Annotated in this window: 12 protein-coding genes; 3 read left to right on the top strand and 9 right to left on the bottom strand. The window is 58.8% G+C overall.

Annotated features, from left to right (window positions below; genetic code table 11):
* Positions 1-6 precede the first annotated feature (6 nt).
* Complete coding sequence (malK, locus tag IBT54_RS00435) at positions 7-1,116, bottom strand: maltose/maltodextrin ABC transporter ATP-binding protein MalK (RefSeq protein ID WP_013196181.1); 1,110 nt, start codon at positions 1,114-1,116, stop codon at positions 7-9.
* 362 nt (positions 1,117-1,478) lie between these two features.
* On the opposite strand from malK, the gene malE reads away from it, so the two are divergent.
* The 3 genes from malE to malG are packed head-to-tail and all read left to right on the top strand — an operon-like array spanning position 1,479 to position 5,177.
* On the top strand, positions 1,479-2,669 hold the full coding sequence (gene malE / locus IBT54_RS00430) for a maltose/maltodextrin ABC transporter substrate-binding protein MalE (protein WP_033785017.1): 1,191 nt from the start codon (positions 1,479-1,481) through the stop codon (positions 2,667-2,669).
* 58 nt (positions 2,670-2,727) lie between these two features.
* Positions 2,728-4,254, top strand: a complete 1,527-nt coding sequence (malF, locus tag IBT54_RS00425; RefSeq protein WP_201251281.1) for a maltose ABC transporter permease MalF — start codon at positions 2,728-2,730, stop codon at positions 4,252-4,254.
* Between the two features lie 32 nt (positions 4,255-4,286).
* Positions 4,287-5,177 carry a maltose ABC transporter permease MalG gene (gene malG, locus IBT54_RS00420; protein WP_013196178.1) on the top strand — a complete coding sequence of 297 codons (891 nt, stop codon included), beginning with the start codon at positions 4,287-4,289 and terminating at the stop codon, positions 5,175-5,177.
* An 82-nt stretch (positions 5,178-5,259) separates the two neighbouring features.
* On the opposite strand, the gene IBT54_RS00415 is transcribed toward malG, so the two are convergent.
* The 8 genes from IBT54_RS00415 to IBT54_RS00380 all read right to left on the bottom strand — a co-directional run bounded on the left by IBT54_RS00415 (position 5,260) and on the right by IBT54_RS00380 (position 13,379).
* On the bottom strand, positions 5,260-5,868 hold the full coding sequence (locus IBT54_RS00415; protein ID WP_013196177.1) for a TetR/AcrR family transcriptional regulator: 609 nt from the start codon (positions 5,866-5,868) through the stop codon (positions 5,260-5,262).
* Positions 5,843-6,460, bottom strand: coding sequence for an NAD(P)H-dependent oxidoreductase (locus IBT54_RS00410; RefSeq protein ID WP_201251280.1), 618 nt, complete (start codon positions 6,458-6,460; stop codon positions 5,843-5,845). Before IBT54_RS00410 ends, IBT54_RS00415 begins: the two co-directional genes overlap by 26 nt.
* 97 nt (positions 6,461-6,557) lie before the next feature.
* The gene (locus tag IBT54_RS00405; RefSeq protein ID WP_201251279.1) at positions 6,558-7,628 is read right to left on the bottom strand and encodes an iron-containing alcohol dehydrogenase family protein; all 1,071 of its coding nucleotides are present in this window, start codon (positions 7,626-7,628) and stop codon (positions 6,558-6,560) included.
* Positions 7,629-7,637: 9 nt separating this feature from the next.
* Positions 7,638-8,306: a methionine ABC transporter permease gene (locus tag IBT54_RS00400; RefSeq protein ID WP_013196174.1), complete on the bottom strand. Its 669-nt coding sequence runs from the start codon at positions 8,304-8,306 to the stop codon at positions 7,638-7,640.
* Positions 8,294-9,082: a methionine ABC transporter ATP-binding protein gene (locus tag IBT54_RS00395; RefSeq protein ID WP_013196173.1), complete on the bottom strand. Its 789-nt coding sequence runs from the start codon at positions 9,080-9,082 to the stop codon at positions 8,294-8,296. The genes IBT54_RS00400 and IBT54_RS00395 overlap by 13 nt, the downstream gene beginning before the upstream one ends.
* Positions 9,075-9,878: a MetQ/NlpA family ABC transporter substrate-binding protein gene (locus IBT54_RS00390; RefSeq protein ID WP_033785173.1), complete on the bottom strand. Its 804-nt coding sequence runs from the start codon at positions 9,876-9,878 to the stop codon at positions 9,075-9,077. The genes IBT54_RS00395 and IBT54_RS00390 overlap by 8 nt, the downstream gene beginning before the upstream one ends.
* A gap of 35 nt (positions 9,879-9,913) precedes the next feature.
* Positions 9,914-10,933: an isopenicillin N synthase family oxygenase gene (locus tag IBT54_RS00385; RefSeq protein ID WP_201251278.1), complete on the bottom strand. Its 1,020-nt coding sequence runs from the start codon at positions 10,931-10,933 to the stop codon at positions 9,914-9,916.
* A gap of 130 nt (positions 10,934-11,063) precedes the next feature.
* On the bottom strand, positions 11,064-13,379 hold the full coding sequence (locus IBT54_RS00380) for a molybdopterin-dependent oxidoreductase (RefSeq protein WP_201251277.1): 2,316 nt from the start codon (positions 13,377-13,379) through the stop codon (positions 11,064-11,066).
* Between the last annotated feature and the right edge of the window lies 1 nt (position 13,380).

The following is a 13,380-nucleotide window of genomic DNA, read 5'->3' as shown; positions in this document are numbered from 1 at the left end:
GCAGGGCTATACACCCGGCTCCTGATACAGCCTGCGGCACGCGCTCCCGTCCTCGCGGAACAGGTGACAACGCTCGGGCGGCAGGCCAATACCGAGGATGGCGCCCTCTTTTACCAGCACGACGTCCTCCTGGCGGTAGACCAGGTTCTGACGGATAGCGGGAATCTCGATGTGAATCTGTGTTTCATGCCCCAGCTGTTCCACTACCTGCACTTCCCCTTCCAGGGTAACGTCGGCGATATCGCTGGAGAGCAGATGTTCCGGGCGAATACCCAGTGACATATTGCTGCCAACCTGGACCCCGGCACTGTCCACCGGCAGCCAGACCAGCTGCTGATTCGGCAGCCGCACCTGCACCTGATCGATGGCGGTGGCGGTCACTTTGACCGGCAGGAAATTCATTTTGGGTGAGCCGATAAACCCGGCGACAAAGCGGTTGGCGGGATAGTGATACAACTCAAGCGGCCTGCCGATCTGCGCAATGCGCCCGGCATCCAGCACCACAATCTTGTCAGCCAGCGTCATCGCTTCGATCTGATCGTGGGTGACGTAAATCATGGTGCGCTTCAGGCGCTTATGCAGACGGGAGATCTCAATGCGCATCTGAACGCGCAGCGCGGCGTCGAGATTCGACAGCGGTTCATCGAGCAGAAAGACGCGCGGCTCCGCCACCAGCGTGCGACCAATCGCCACGCGCTGACGCTGGCCGCCAGAGAGGGCTTTGGGACGGCGATCGAGCAGGTGCGCCAGTTGCAGAATCTCAGCGACCTGATTGACGCGCTGATGGATCTCCGCTTTTTTCACCCCGGCCAGCTTCAGGCCGAAAGACATATTCTCCGCCACCGACAGATGGGGATAGAGCGCATAAGACTGAAACACCATGCCGATGCCACGTTCAGCAGGCGGCACCTCATTCATGCGCCGGTCGCCGATTAACAGTTCGCCGCTGGTGATGGTTTCCAGTCCGGCAATCATGCGCAGCAGCGTCGATTTGCCACAGCCCGACGGGCCAACGAAAACAACAAATTCCCCTTCACGAATAGTGAGATCGATATCTTTCGACACCACCGTATCGCCCCAGGCTTTTGTGACATTGCGTAGCACAACGCTCGCCATGATCCCTTCCCTCTTAGCTGCACATTCGTGTCTGCCGGGCGGCAGACGGGTTCCGGGGCTCACTATGCGAGAGGAAACAGGGAGTCACATCCTCCGCCGCCACGCAATCTGCTGGGGGAGGAGGCGGGAGGAGGAGAAACGCGGGCTGACGCGGCAGGCCGCGCGGTGCCGCGCTTTTTTGTGATCGCTGACGCAGACCTGCAGGATTTTTTACCGCTTCAGCTCGCGCTTAAGGCGCTTTTTGCCAGTGCGATCACAGCGATTACGCCAGGGGCGTAGAGCGCGGGAGGATGAGATGCCGGTGTGGATACGCACAATGATGCCGACAGAGCATTCACCACTTCCGCTAACAGGATGGATTTATGACGATGAAAACCGGAGCACGAATTCTGGCCCTTTCTGCCCTCTCTGCCGTGCTCTTTTCAGCAGGCGCGATGGCAAAAATCGAGGAAGGTAAACTGGTCATCTGGATCAACGGTGACAAGGGGTATAACGGCCTTGCCGAAGTGGGTAAGAAGTTTGAGCAGGAGACCGGTATCAAAGTCACGGTCGAACATCCTGACAAAATGGAAGAGAAGTATCCGCAGGTCGCAGCGACCGGCGATGGCCCGGACATTATCTTCTGGGCGCATGACCGTTTTGGCGGCTACGCGCAGTCGGGCCTGCTGGCAGAAGTGACGCCAGATGCCAGCTTCCGCGAGAAGATCTTCCCGTTTACCTGGGATGCGGTGCGCTTTGACGGCAAGCTGATCGGCTATCCGATTTCCGTTGAGTCGCTGTCACTCATCTACAACAAAAAGCTGCTGCCGACTCCGCCAAAAACCTGGGAAGAGATGGCCGCGCTCGACAAGCAACTGCGCGCCAAAGGCAAAAGCGCCATCATGTTTAACCTGCAGGAGCCCTACTTCACCTGGCCGCTGCTGGCTGCGGGCGGGGCTTATGCCTTTAAGCTGACCGACGGACACTATGACGTGAAGGATGTCGGCGTCGATAACGCCGGGGCGAAAGCAGGCATGCAATTCCTGGTCGATCAGGTTAAAGCCAAAACCCTGAATGCGGACACCGATTACTCGATTGCCGAAGCCGCATTCAACAAGGGCGAAACCGCCATGACCATCAATGGTCCGTGGGCATGGGGCAATCTGGATAAGAGCGGCATCGACTATGGCGTCACAGAACTGCCGACGCTGAACGGGAAACCGTCTAAAGCCTTTGTCGGCGTACTGAGCGCCGGGATCAACGCCGCCAGTCCGAACAAAGAACTGGCGAAAGAGTTCCTGGAGAACTATTTGCTGACCGATTCCGGGCTGGAAACGGTTAACAAAGACAAGCCGCTGGGTGCCGTGGCGCTGAAATCTTACCAGCAGACGCTGGAGAAAGATCCGCGTATCGCCGCCACCATGAGCAACGCGAAACAGGGCGACATCATGCCAAACATCCCGCAGATGGCGGCCTTCTGGTACGCGATGCGCACCGCGACCCTGAACGCGCTGGGCGGACGTCAGAGCGTTGACGCCGCACTGAAAGATGCCCAGGCCCGTCTGAAGAAGTAATTCTCCCTTTTGCAGCCGGGGCAACCCGGCTTGAGTGATCGTTAAGGAAAACCGCATCATGTCAGGAAAACCGAAAACGCGCAGTCTGCTGCTGAAAAGCGTTCTCATCGGGCTCTGCTGTCTGCTGGTCGGCTATCTGCTGGTGCTGATGTATGCGCAGGGCGAATATCTGTTTGCGCTGCTGACGCTGATCCTCAGCGCAACCGGACTGTGGATTTTTGCCAACCGTCGCGCTTATGCGTGGCGCTATGTCTATCCCGGCGTCGCCGGCATGGTACTGTTTGTGCTGTTCCCCCTCGCCTGCACCATCGCTATCGCCTTTACCAACTACAGCAGTACCAACCAGCTTACCTTTGAGCGGGCGCAGCAGGTGCTGCTGGGCCGCACCTTCCAGTCGGGTGAGGCGGTGAATTTTTCACTCTTCCCGGCGGGCGATCGCTGGCAGCTGGTGCTGAACGATGGCAAAGACAATTTTGTCTCTCCGCCATTTGCATTTGGCGCCGATCAGACACTAAAAATGGCTCCCGCGGCACTCCCTGCAGCCGAACGTGCCACCTTCAGGGTGATCACCACCCACCGTCAGGCGCTGAGCCAGCTCCGCGCCGAGCTGCCGGATGGCCGTCAGCTGCGCATGAGTTCGCTGCGCCAGTTCTCTGGTACCCAGCCGCTCTATCGGGCTGGCGCGCAGGATGAGCTGATTAACCAGCAGAGCGGCACGCGTTACCGCGCTAATCCGCAGACCGGTTTTTATCAGGCGGTGAACGCAGACAATAACTGGGACAACGAAACGCTGAGTCCTGGTTTTACCGTGAATACCGGCTGGAAAAACTTCGTGCGGGTCTTTACCGACGAAGGGATTCAGAAGCCGTTCCTGGCTATATTTGGCTGGACGCTGCTTTTCTCGCTGATCACCGTGGTGCTGACCGTGGCTGTGGGCATGGTGCTGGCCTGTCTGGTGCAGTGGGAAGCGCTGCGCGGCAAAGCGGTCTATCAGGTGATGCTGATTCTGCCCTATGCCGTTCCGGCCTTTATCTCGATCCTGATTTTCAAGGGGCTGTTTAACCAGAGCTTTGGTGAGATCAACGTGATGCTGAGCGCGCTGTTTGGCGTGAAGCCCGCCTGGTTCAGCGATCCGACGCTTGCACGCACCATGCTGATTATCGTCAACACCTGGCTCGGCTATCCCTACATGATGATCCTCTGCATGGGGCTGCTGAAAGCCATTCCCGACGACCTCTATGAAGCCTCGGCGATGGACGGTGCAGGACCGCTACAGAATTTCTTCCTGATTACGCTGCCGCTGCTGCTGAAGCCGCTGATGCCACTGATGATTGCCAGCTTTGCCTTTAACTTTAATAACTTTGTGCTGGTGCAACTGCTGACCAACGGCGGGCCGGATCGCCTGGGCACTACCACGCCAGCCGGTTATACCGATCTGCTGGTGAACTATACCTGGCGTATCGCCTTTGAAGGCGGTGGCGGGCAGGACTTTGGTCTGGCGGCCGCCATTGCCACGCTGATCTTCCTGCTGGTGGGTGCGCTGGCGGTGATTAACCTGAAAGCCTCGCGGATGAAATTCGATTAATAGCCTGATGGACCAGGCGCTAAGGAGTTGTTATGGCTATGGTACAACCCAAATCGCAACGGCTGCGTCTGCTGACCACGCATCTACTGCTGCTGTTATTTATTGCCGCGATTCTGTTTCCGCTGCTGATGGTGATCGCGATTTCCCTGCGGGCCGGTAACTTTGCCACCGGCAGCCTGATCCCGGAGCAGATTTCCTGGGAGCACTGGCGGCTGGCGCTGGGCTTTAGCGTTGAACATGCCGACGGACGCGTGACGCCACCACCCTTCCCGGTGCTGCTGTGGTTATGGAACTCGATCAAGATTGCGGCAATCAGCGCGCTGGGCATCGTGGCGCTCTCCACCACCTGCGCCTATGCGTTTGCCCGTATGCGCTTTACCGGTCGCGCCAGCCTGCTGAAAGGGATGCTGATTTTCCAGATGTTCCCGGCGGTGCTTTCGCTGGTAGCGCTCTATGCGCTGTTTGATCGTCTCGGCCAGTATCTGCCCTTTATCGGGCTCAATACCCACGGAGGGGTAATCTTCGCCTATCTGGGCGGCATTGCGCTGCATGTCTGGACGATTAAGGGCTATTTCGAAACCATCGATGGGTCACTGGAAGAGGCCGCCGCGCTGGATGGCGCAACGCCGTGGCAGGCGTTCCGGCTGGTGCTGCTGCCGCTGTCGGTGCCGATTCTGGCGGTGGTATTTATTCTGGCGTTTATCGCCGCGGTAACTGAAGTGCCGGTCGCCTCGCTGCTGCTGCGCGACGTCAACAGCTATACCCTGGCGGTGGGGATGCAGCAGTACCTCAATCCGCAGAACTACCTGTGGGGAGATTTTGCCGCGGCGGCGGTGCTCTCCGCGATTCCGATCACCCTGGTTTTCCTGCTGGCACAGCGCTGGCTGGTCAGCGGACTAACCGCGGGCGGGGTGAAAGGCTAAACGATCATCATTGTATGTTGCCACTGCTTACACAACGCCTGTTGTGGTTGAATGATTCGGCGGCCTGCGGGCCGCCTTTTTTCTAATCCACTTCTGACGCCAGACTGTCTGCCACCAGCGCCATCACCATAGCCGCTATCGCCTGCTGACCTTCCGGTTTACTGATATCGCCGCGTGCCACTGCGCCTGCGATGGCATCCGCGCCCCCCAGCAGACCCCACATGCCGGCTTCCGCAATACCACTGCTGCCAGCAAAAGGCGCAAGCCAGCGCTGACAGCGGGCAATAAAGTCGAGCTGATAGTGGCGTTTGACGGCGGCCAGTTCCGGTGAGGTACTGAGCGCGGAGAGCAGTTCGGGGATTTCGCGCCCCTCCGTCATCACACAGTCGACATAACAGGCCGCGAGCACGTCCGCTTTTTGTTGCAGCCTGACTGGCGCGGCATCCATCGCCGCATTCATCCGCTCGCTCTGGCGGCGATCAAAATCGTCATACAACGCCGCCAGCAGCCCATGACGGGTAGTGAAATGGTCATACACCACCGGTTTACTGACACCCGCGGCGTCGCCGACCCGCGCCAGCGTCAGCGCCTCGCTGCCTTCCGTCTGCATTATCTGCCACGCGACGTCTGACAACTGCCTGCGTCGGGCCTCACGTGACAGACGCTTACGGGGTGTTTTTTCTACGGTCATGTTTTTCCTGATGGGCGAACAGACGCTGGCCCAGAGCCTGCGCCAGCTGATAGTGCGACTCAGGATAACCTTCATCGCCGATCAGTAACAGCTCACTGGTCACCACCGGCGCACCGCAGTAGTCAAAGATGCCGTTTTCAATCTGATTACGCATGCTGGTGAAATAGCCGCGCCGCAGAAAGGTTCGGGTGTCCGCCGCGCCAATCGCCAGCAGATGCACAGGCAGATGGCCAAGGCGTTTAATTACCCGACCATCCTGTTCGCTGAAGGCCCAGTCCTGGATAAACACCCGGTCGATCCAGCCTTTTAGCTGTGCCGGGAATGACCACCAGTATATCGGATAGACCAGTACCAGCGCATCGGCGCGGTCCAGTCGCTGCTGTTCCGCCAGCACTTCGGGCGATGCCATAGCCTGACCGTTGAAACGTCGATGATCATCGAGCGTGAAGCGGGGATCAAACTTTTCTGCCGCCAGATCGGCCTTTTCAACCGTATGGTGCCCTGTCGAGATTATGCCCTGCGCCAGCTGGTCCGCCACGTGGTGGGAATGCGCATCCTGGTCAGGATGGGAAGTCACTATGAGTGCATGCATCGTTGTCACCTTACCTGATTAGCCAATAAGCTACTAAAAGTAAGTTACTATTGGTAGGTTGGCAAGCGGCAACGTCTGTTCTTCTGACTAACCGTATTTACGGTTTAAACGCAGCCGTCGCCAGCAGAGCCTGCTCCAGTTGATGAGGGTCGAACGTAAAGGGAAGATGCGCCAGGCTGGCGGCGGGAAAGTGGATTTGCTGCGCGATTTGACGCACGGTGTCGGCGTCGATAGCCGCGGGCAGCGTCAGGGGCGAGTGGAAAAGGCGCAGCAGCGACAGCAGTTCCGGCTCAATCTGTTTGCCCTGCTGTTCAATCCATGACTGGATAAGCAGGCTGAAACCGACCTTTTCGCCGTGCAGCCAGTGATGCAGTTCCGGCTGGTGCGTCAGACGATCATGGATGACATGGGCAAAGCCGGGCGTCGCCATTGCGTCCTGAATACTGTTCGCCAGCCCCGCCAGCACAATATTGGCTTCAATCACCTTCTCCAGCGCTGGGGTCACCTGTTGCGCAAGGTTATCGGCCACCGCCGTTTCACCCCACTGTTTCAGCACCGTCACCGCCTGCCAGGCGGCGGCGACTTTAAGATCCAGCGCCATCCGGTGCGACGTCTGTCGCTGATAAGGTTCAAACTCAAACCATTTTGCCAGCGCGTCAACAATACCGGATCGCAGGTAGCGGACGTCGCTATGGGCAATCACTTCGCTGTCCACCAGAATCCATTCCGGCATGGCATTAAGTGGCTGACTGCGAAGATGCCCGCCCTGCTCGTTATAGATAATTGCCAGCGGAGACCAGGCCGCGCAGGTGGCAGCCAGCGTGGCGAAGTTGACCAGCCGCACATCCGGCAGGGCATCGTTGACCGCTTTGGCACAGTCCAGCACCCGCCCGCCCCCGACGGCCAGAATCAGGGTGGCTCCGTGCGTCTGCACCCGCTGTTGCAGTGCAGCTATCGCGGCATCGGTGCATTCACCGGTCAGCATGTCGAGCTGCCAGCGAATACCTGCCTGTTCCAGGCTGATGCTCAGTGCCGGATTCACCGCCTGCCAGGCGTTCGGCGACGTGAGGATGTGAATATGCGAGGCCAGCGGCCGGATAATCTCACCCACTTCAGACCGGAGTCCAGGCCGTTGCAGGTAGCCTTTCGGCGACATTACACGAAACATCGATGCCCCTTAACGCCGATAAGCCAGCGAACGCACCAGGCGGTCACCGAGTTTCTGAATCAGCATCACCAGCGCCAGCAGCACCACAATGGTGGCCGCCATGATCTGGTTATCGAAGCGCTGATAGCCGTAGCGAATCGCCAGATCGCCCAGTCCGCCACCGCCGACCACACCCGCCATCGCCGAGAAGCCAATCAGCATCACAATCGTCAGGGTAATGCCCGCCACCAGCGCAGGGAGTGCTTCCGGCAGCAATACGCGGCTGACGATATGCCACAGCGTGCCGCCCATTGAGACTACCGCCTCAATGCGGCCGCGATCGACCTCATCCAGCGCGTTCTCCACGATGCGGGCAAAGAAGGGAAAGGCGCCCAGCGTAATCGGGACAATCGCGGCGGTACTGCCGAGCGTGGTGCCGACCAGCAGGCGGGTAAAAGGAATCAGTGCGATCAGCAGCACCACAAACGGCAGCGCGCGCCCGGTATTGACCAGCGCATTGAGCAGCAGTGAAATCGCGCGGTTAGGCAGAATGCCCTGGGGACGGGTCAGGAACAGCAGCACGCCCACCGGTAAACCTATTGCAACCGTAAAAAGTGCCGCCAGCAGCACCATATATAATGTTTCGCCTGTGGCGTTCAACAGCAGTTCCTGAAACCGATCGCTACTCATGCTACGCATCGGGTTAATGCCTCTCGCTGATACTTTTCAATAAACGCCCGGTCCGCTTCGCCATCCTTCAGCAGCATTTTGCGCAGGCGTCCCTCTTCACGTCCCATAATCTGGCTCAGCGTGCCGCTCTCGACCAGCTGGCCATTCTCCAGCAGCGCCGCACCGTCACAGATACGTTTTACTACCGCCATTTCATGGGTAATCAACACAACTGTGATATTGAGCTGCTGCTGAATATCGGCCAGCAGATCGAGAATCGAGGTGGTGGTTTCGGGGTCCAGCGCGCTGGTGGCCTCATCGCACAGCAGATAACGCGGTCGGGCGGCCAGCGCGCGGGCGATGCCGACGCGCTGTTTCTGTCCACCTGAGAGCTGCGACGGCCAGGCGGCCGCAAAGGACTCCAGCCCCACCAGTTTCAGCAGCGAGGCGACCCGCTGGCGGCGCTCCGCCCTGGGCACACCGGCAATCTCCAGCGCCAGATCGACATTGTCCTGCACGTTACGGGAATGCAGCAGATTGAAGTGCTGGAAGATCATCCCCATCTGCTGGCGCTGCTGACGCAGCTGCGCCAGGCTCAATGTGGCGAGATCCTGACCATCTATCTCAATCCGCCCGCTGGATGGACTCTCCAGCCGGTTCAGGCAGCGCAGCAGCGTACTTTTGCCCGCCCCGCTCCGGCCCAGGATGCCAAAGATGGTGCCCTCTTCGATGGTCAGAGAGATATCGTCTAACGCTGGCGCAGGTGCGCCAGCGTAGTGTTTGCTGAGATGACTGAGCTTAATCATGCTGCTGGTCCGCGACCGGAATCACAGAGCCCTGATAGGTTTTACGGATGAACTCTGCAACCTGCGGCGAGCGCAGATCTTTCGCCAGCTGAATCACTCGCGGATCTTTCGCCAGTTCAGGCGTGGTCACCAGCAGGTTGGCGTAAGGGTTATGCGCCGCGGACTCCAGCCCCAGCGCATCTTTCGCCGGATTCAGACCCGCTTCCAGGGCATAGTTGCCGTTGATAATGGCGGCATCGACGTCATCCAGTGACCGTGGCAGCTGCGGTGATTCGATCTCAACAATTTTAATTTTCTTCGGGTTTTCACTGATATCTTTCGGCGTCACCAGCGTCGAACCCGCCTCGCCCTGCGCGTTAAGTTTAATCACCCCTTTATCCTGCAACAGCCAGAGTGCGCGGCTCAGGTTGGTAGTGTTGTTCGGCACGGCAATGCTTGCGCCCTCTGGCAACGCTGCCAGCGATTTCACCTTACGCGAGTAGATCCCCAGCGGCTCAATATGCACACTGGCGACCACGGCAAAGGTTTTTCCCAGCGCTTTCTCCTGATCTTTTAAATAAGGCAGATGCTGGAAGTAGTTGGCATCGACATCCCCGGATGCCAGCAGTTCATTGGCATTCACGCCCCCGCTCAGCTCAACAATTTTGATATCCAGTTTCGGATCCAGAGTTTTGACATACTCAAGGATTTCCGCATGCGGCAGCGGATCGGCCGCCACGCGCAGCGGTGCCGCCTGTAAACTTTGAGCAATCAGCAGTGAAAGACCAGCCAGAACCAGAAAGCGCTTTTTAATCATCATCATTTATCTCTTATCGTTATCAGTCGTAGTTTTTAGTGGGTGTTGTGTTCGGGATAGAAACGCTGGGCAACTTCCGGATGCGAACGCAGCCGGCCTTTAAGGTAATTCCAGCCAACTTCTCGCAGGAGCGGGTTAAGCGGATCGCTGCTCGGTCCCTGCGCCAGCTCAGCCAGCTGCGGGGGAAGCTGATAGATTGGCACGACGGCGTCGAGCTGTGCGCCAAGGAAGAAGGCGATGGATAACCGCTCATTGTTCTGCTGCGGCGACACCACGCGGTGTACCGTCGCGCGCAGATAGCCGTTGGTCGCCAGCTCCAGCAGTTCGCCAATGTTGACCACAAACGCGCCCGGCAAAGGTGAGGCATCGATCCAGTTGTCCGGCGTCACTTCAACCTGCAAGCCCGGCTGGTCGTCCTGTAATAGCATGGTCAGGAAACCCGAATCCTTGTGTGCACCTACACCCTGGCGTGATTCACCCTCGGTGCGGCCCGGATAGCGGATCAGTTTGATGTGTTCGTTGGGATAGTCGCCGTAAAGGTTATCGAAGGCGTTACATGGCAGGTTCAGCGCTTCGGCAAAGGCGCGCAGCAGCTCCAGCGCCACGGCAGTCATCTGCTGCTGCCAGCGGGTCACCACCGTCTGCAATTCAGGCAAGGCTTCAGGCCACTGGTTCGGCCCCTGCATGCGTTGCCAGGTCGGGGAATCGGCGGTGACGGGCAGCGCTTCGCGCTCTGCGCCAATATCGAACTGCTCACGATAGTCGGGCTGGCTACGGGTGATTTCCACGCCCGCCAGGTTGTAACCACGAAAATGCGGTGAGTTGGCCATGGCGACCGCCGTTTTGTCCGCCTGCGGCAGAGCAAAAAACGTCCGTGCGACCCGCTGAACCTCATCCAGTAATTCACGGTCGATACCGTGATTAATTAAGTAGAAGAAACCGACATCACGCGCGGCCTGGCTTAATTTTTCCTGAACCTGTCGCTGCTGCTGTTGATTACCTGACAATAATGCGAAATCAATGACCGGCAATTCTGATGGGGTTAACGCACTCATGATTAACACTCTGTTGGCATAGAATCGTTTTACCTTGCCATTTCAGTTATGCGTTAACTACCAACTAATCCTGCTATGGATATGCGGCGGATGGGAATATCCCACCGCCCCTTAAGTCCCCGCCCGCAGATTACTCTGTGGTCGGGATCACAAATTCCGGTGGCGACCACGCTGTGATTTCAGGCAGGGTCTCGTGGTAAAGCGCAATCTCTACAAAACAGGTCTGCGCGCTGCACCCCTGGCCCAGTCGTGAACTGCCGCGATCCTGGGTCAGCACATTAGGATTGCCATGTTTATCCAGCGGCTTGCCCTCCTGCTGTTCGAGCGGGTCATACCAGGCCCCGGTCGACATCTGCACTACCCCCGGCAGGATATCCTGCGTCAGATGCACGCCCGCCAGCAGCGCGCCGCATCCGTTGAACACTTTCACGATGCTGTTCTCCTTAATGCCACGCGCAGCCGCATCCTCAGGGTGCATCCAGAGCGGCTCGCGCCCGGCAATTTTGGTGGCCCGGCTGACCCGGCCATGATCGTATTGGCTGTGTAGCCGGGTTCGCGGCTGGCTGGAGAGCAGATGCAACGGCCACTGCTGCTTCTCCTGCTGCTGAGCCTGATATTCCGGCGGATACCAGAAGGCAAAGCCGGGCGCTTCTTCATAGCCAAAGTCAGCCACCCGCTGCGAAAAGAGTTCGATTTTTCCCGATGGCGTGCTGAGCGGGTCCAACTCCGGATTATCGCGGAACGCTTTGAGGAGGATCTGCGGTGTGTCAGGCGCGGGATATTCCACCACGCCCTGTGACCAGAAGGCCTCAAAGGGCGGCAGTTCGATGCCCTGCGCCGCTGCGCGTGGCCGGGAGTCTGCGTAGATGGCTTCAAGCCACTGGCGCTCATCGCGCCCCTGAGTAAATACATCAGCAAAACCGAGCCGCTGCGCCAGCTCAGCAAAGATGGCGTAATCCGATTTTGCCGCCCCAAACGGCGGCAGATGCTGCGGCATGGCGATAATAAAGCCGTCGTTGCTGGCGCTGCCAATATCCTCACGCTCCAGCGAAGTGGTGGCGGGCAGCACGATATCGGCAAATCTGGCCTGCGCCGTCCAGAACTGCTCATGCACAATCACGGTATCTGGCTGCTGCCAGGCGCGTATCAGCTTGTTGATATCCTGATGATGATGGAAGACGTTGCCGCCCGCCCAGTAGACCAGTCGGATGTCAGGATAGGTCAGCTGCTGCCCGTCAAACGCATAGAGACCGCCGGGATTAAGCAGCATGTCAGCGATACGCGCCACCGGTATAGTCTGCTGTACGGCATTATGGCCGGCAGGCAGCCGGGGCCCGGAGAACTGTCGCCGGGCGGCCCCCGCCAGATTGGTTGAGGCGTAACCAAACCCCAGCCCGCCGCCGGGCGTGCCAATCTGCCCCAGCAGCGCAGTGGTGGCGACGGTGGCCCAGAACGCCTGCTCGCCCTGCCGCGCACGCTGCACTGACCAGGCAATATTGACCATCGTTTTGTGAGCCGCCATCTGCCGTGCTAATCCGCGAATCTGATCGGCTGCCAGCCCGGTTAGTGACGCGGCCCATTCGGGCGTTTTGACGAGACCATCATGCTCACCCTGCAGATAGGCCGCGTAGATTTCAAAACCCACGGTATAGCGCGACACCAAGGCCGCGTCATACAGGGACTCCGCAATCAATACCTGCCCGATGGCCAGCAACAATGCCGTATCAGAGCCGGGCGTTATCGCCAGCCACTCCGCATCGGCCACCCCGGCGAGATCGTTTCTGACCGGACTGATGTTGATAAAGCGGGTGCCATTCTGCCGCAGTGTGGTCAGCCAGTGAGCCAGCGCATGATCGTTAGCCCCACCGCCATTGACCTGCGCATTGCGCAGCGGCAATCCGCCAATCGCCACAAACAGTTCACAATACTCCGCCAGTACCGGCCAGTGAGTATGGTGACGTTGTAACTCATCCAGATTACCGATGATGTGCGGCAGCGTGCGTTCACCGGCCGCAATGCTGTAGGTATTGGTGCTGGCGGTGTAGCCGCCGTAGTGGTTAAAGAAGCGATGCAGCTGGCTCTGGGCATGATGAAATCGTCCGGCGCTGGACCAGCCATATGAACCGGCATAGATCGCCTCATTGCCGTGCCCGGTTTTCACCCGCGCCAGCTCGTCCGCCACCAGCTGCAGTGCCACTTCCCAGCTCACCTCGACAAACGGCTCTTTGCCGCGCCTGCTGCGTGAAGCGCTTCTGTTCTGCAGATAGCCGAGCCTGACAGCCGGATTTCTGACCCGGGTTTCACTCTGCACCGCGCCCGGCAGCGACTGACCGATAGCGGACGGATTACGGTCCCACGCCACCGGCCTGACCGACGTCAGCGTATCGCCGTCGGTGGTGACGTGATAGGTGCCCCAGTGCATTACCGCTAAATCATTCTTCTTCATG

This window comes from Pantoea sp. S62, assembly GCF_016658625.1.
Lineage (GTDB): Bacteria > Pseudomonadota > Gammaproteobacteria > Enterobacterales > Enterobacteriaceae > Pantoea > Pantoea vagans.
This window is presented reverse-complemented; position numbering and strand designations above follow the sequence as displayed.

Bases quoted from the DNA above. Each gene is read 5' to 3' on its own strand.
- malG (WP_013196178.1), top strand. From the start codon at position 4,287: ATGGCTATGGTACAACCCAAATCGCAACGGCTGCGTCTGCTGACCACG.
- IBT54_RS00395 (WP_013196173.1), bottom strand. From the start codon at position 9,082: ATGATTAAGCTCAGTCATCTCAGCAAACACTACGCTGGCGCACCTGCG.
- IBT54_RS00405 (WP_201251279.1), bottom strand. From the start codon at position 7,628: ATGTTTCGTGTAATGTCGCCGAAAGGCTACCTGCAACGGCCTGGACTC.
- malK (WP_013196181.1), bottom strand. From the start codon at position 1,116: ATGGCGAGCGTTGTGCTACGCAATGTCACAAAAGCCTGGGGCGATACG.
- malE (WP_033785017.1), top strand. From the start codon at position 1,479: ATGACGATGAAAACCGGAGCACGAATTCTGGCCCTTTCTGCCCTCTCT.
- IBT54_RS00410 (WP_201251280.1), bottom strand. From the start codon at position 6,460: ATGCATGCACTCATAGTGACTTCCCATCCTGACCAGGATGCGCATTCC.
- IBT54_RS00400 (WP_013196174.1), bottom strand. From the start codon at position 8,306: ATGCGTAGCATGAGTAGCGATCGGTTTCAGGAACTGCTGTTGAACGCC.
- IBT54_RS00380 (WP_201251277.1), bottom strand. From the start codon at position 13,379: ATGAAGAAGAATGATTTAGCGGTAATGCACTGGGGCACCTATCACGTC.
- IBT54_RS00385 (WP_201251278.1), bottom strand. From the start codon at position 10,933: ATGAGTGCGTTAACCCCATCAGAATTGCCGGTCATTGATTTCGCATTA.
- IBT54_RS00390 (WP_033785173.1), bottom strand. From the start codon at position 9,878: ATGATTAAAAAGCGCTTTCTGGTTCTGGCTGGTCTTTCACTGCTGATT.
- malF (WP_201251281.1), top strand. From the start codon at position 2,728: ATGTCAGGAAAACCGAAAACGCGCAGTCTGCTGCTGAAAAGCGTTCTC.
- IBT54_RS00415 (WP_013196177.1), bottom strand. From the start codon at position 5,868: ATGACCGTAGAAAAAACACCCCGTAAGCGTCTGTCACGTGAGGCCCGA.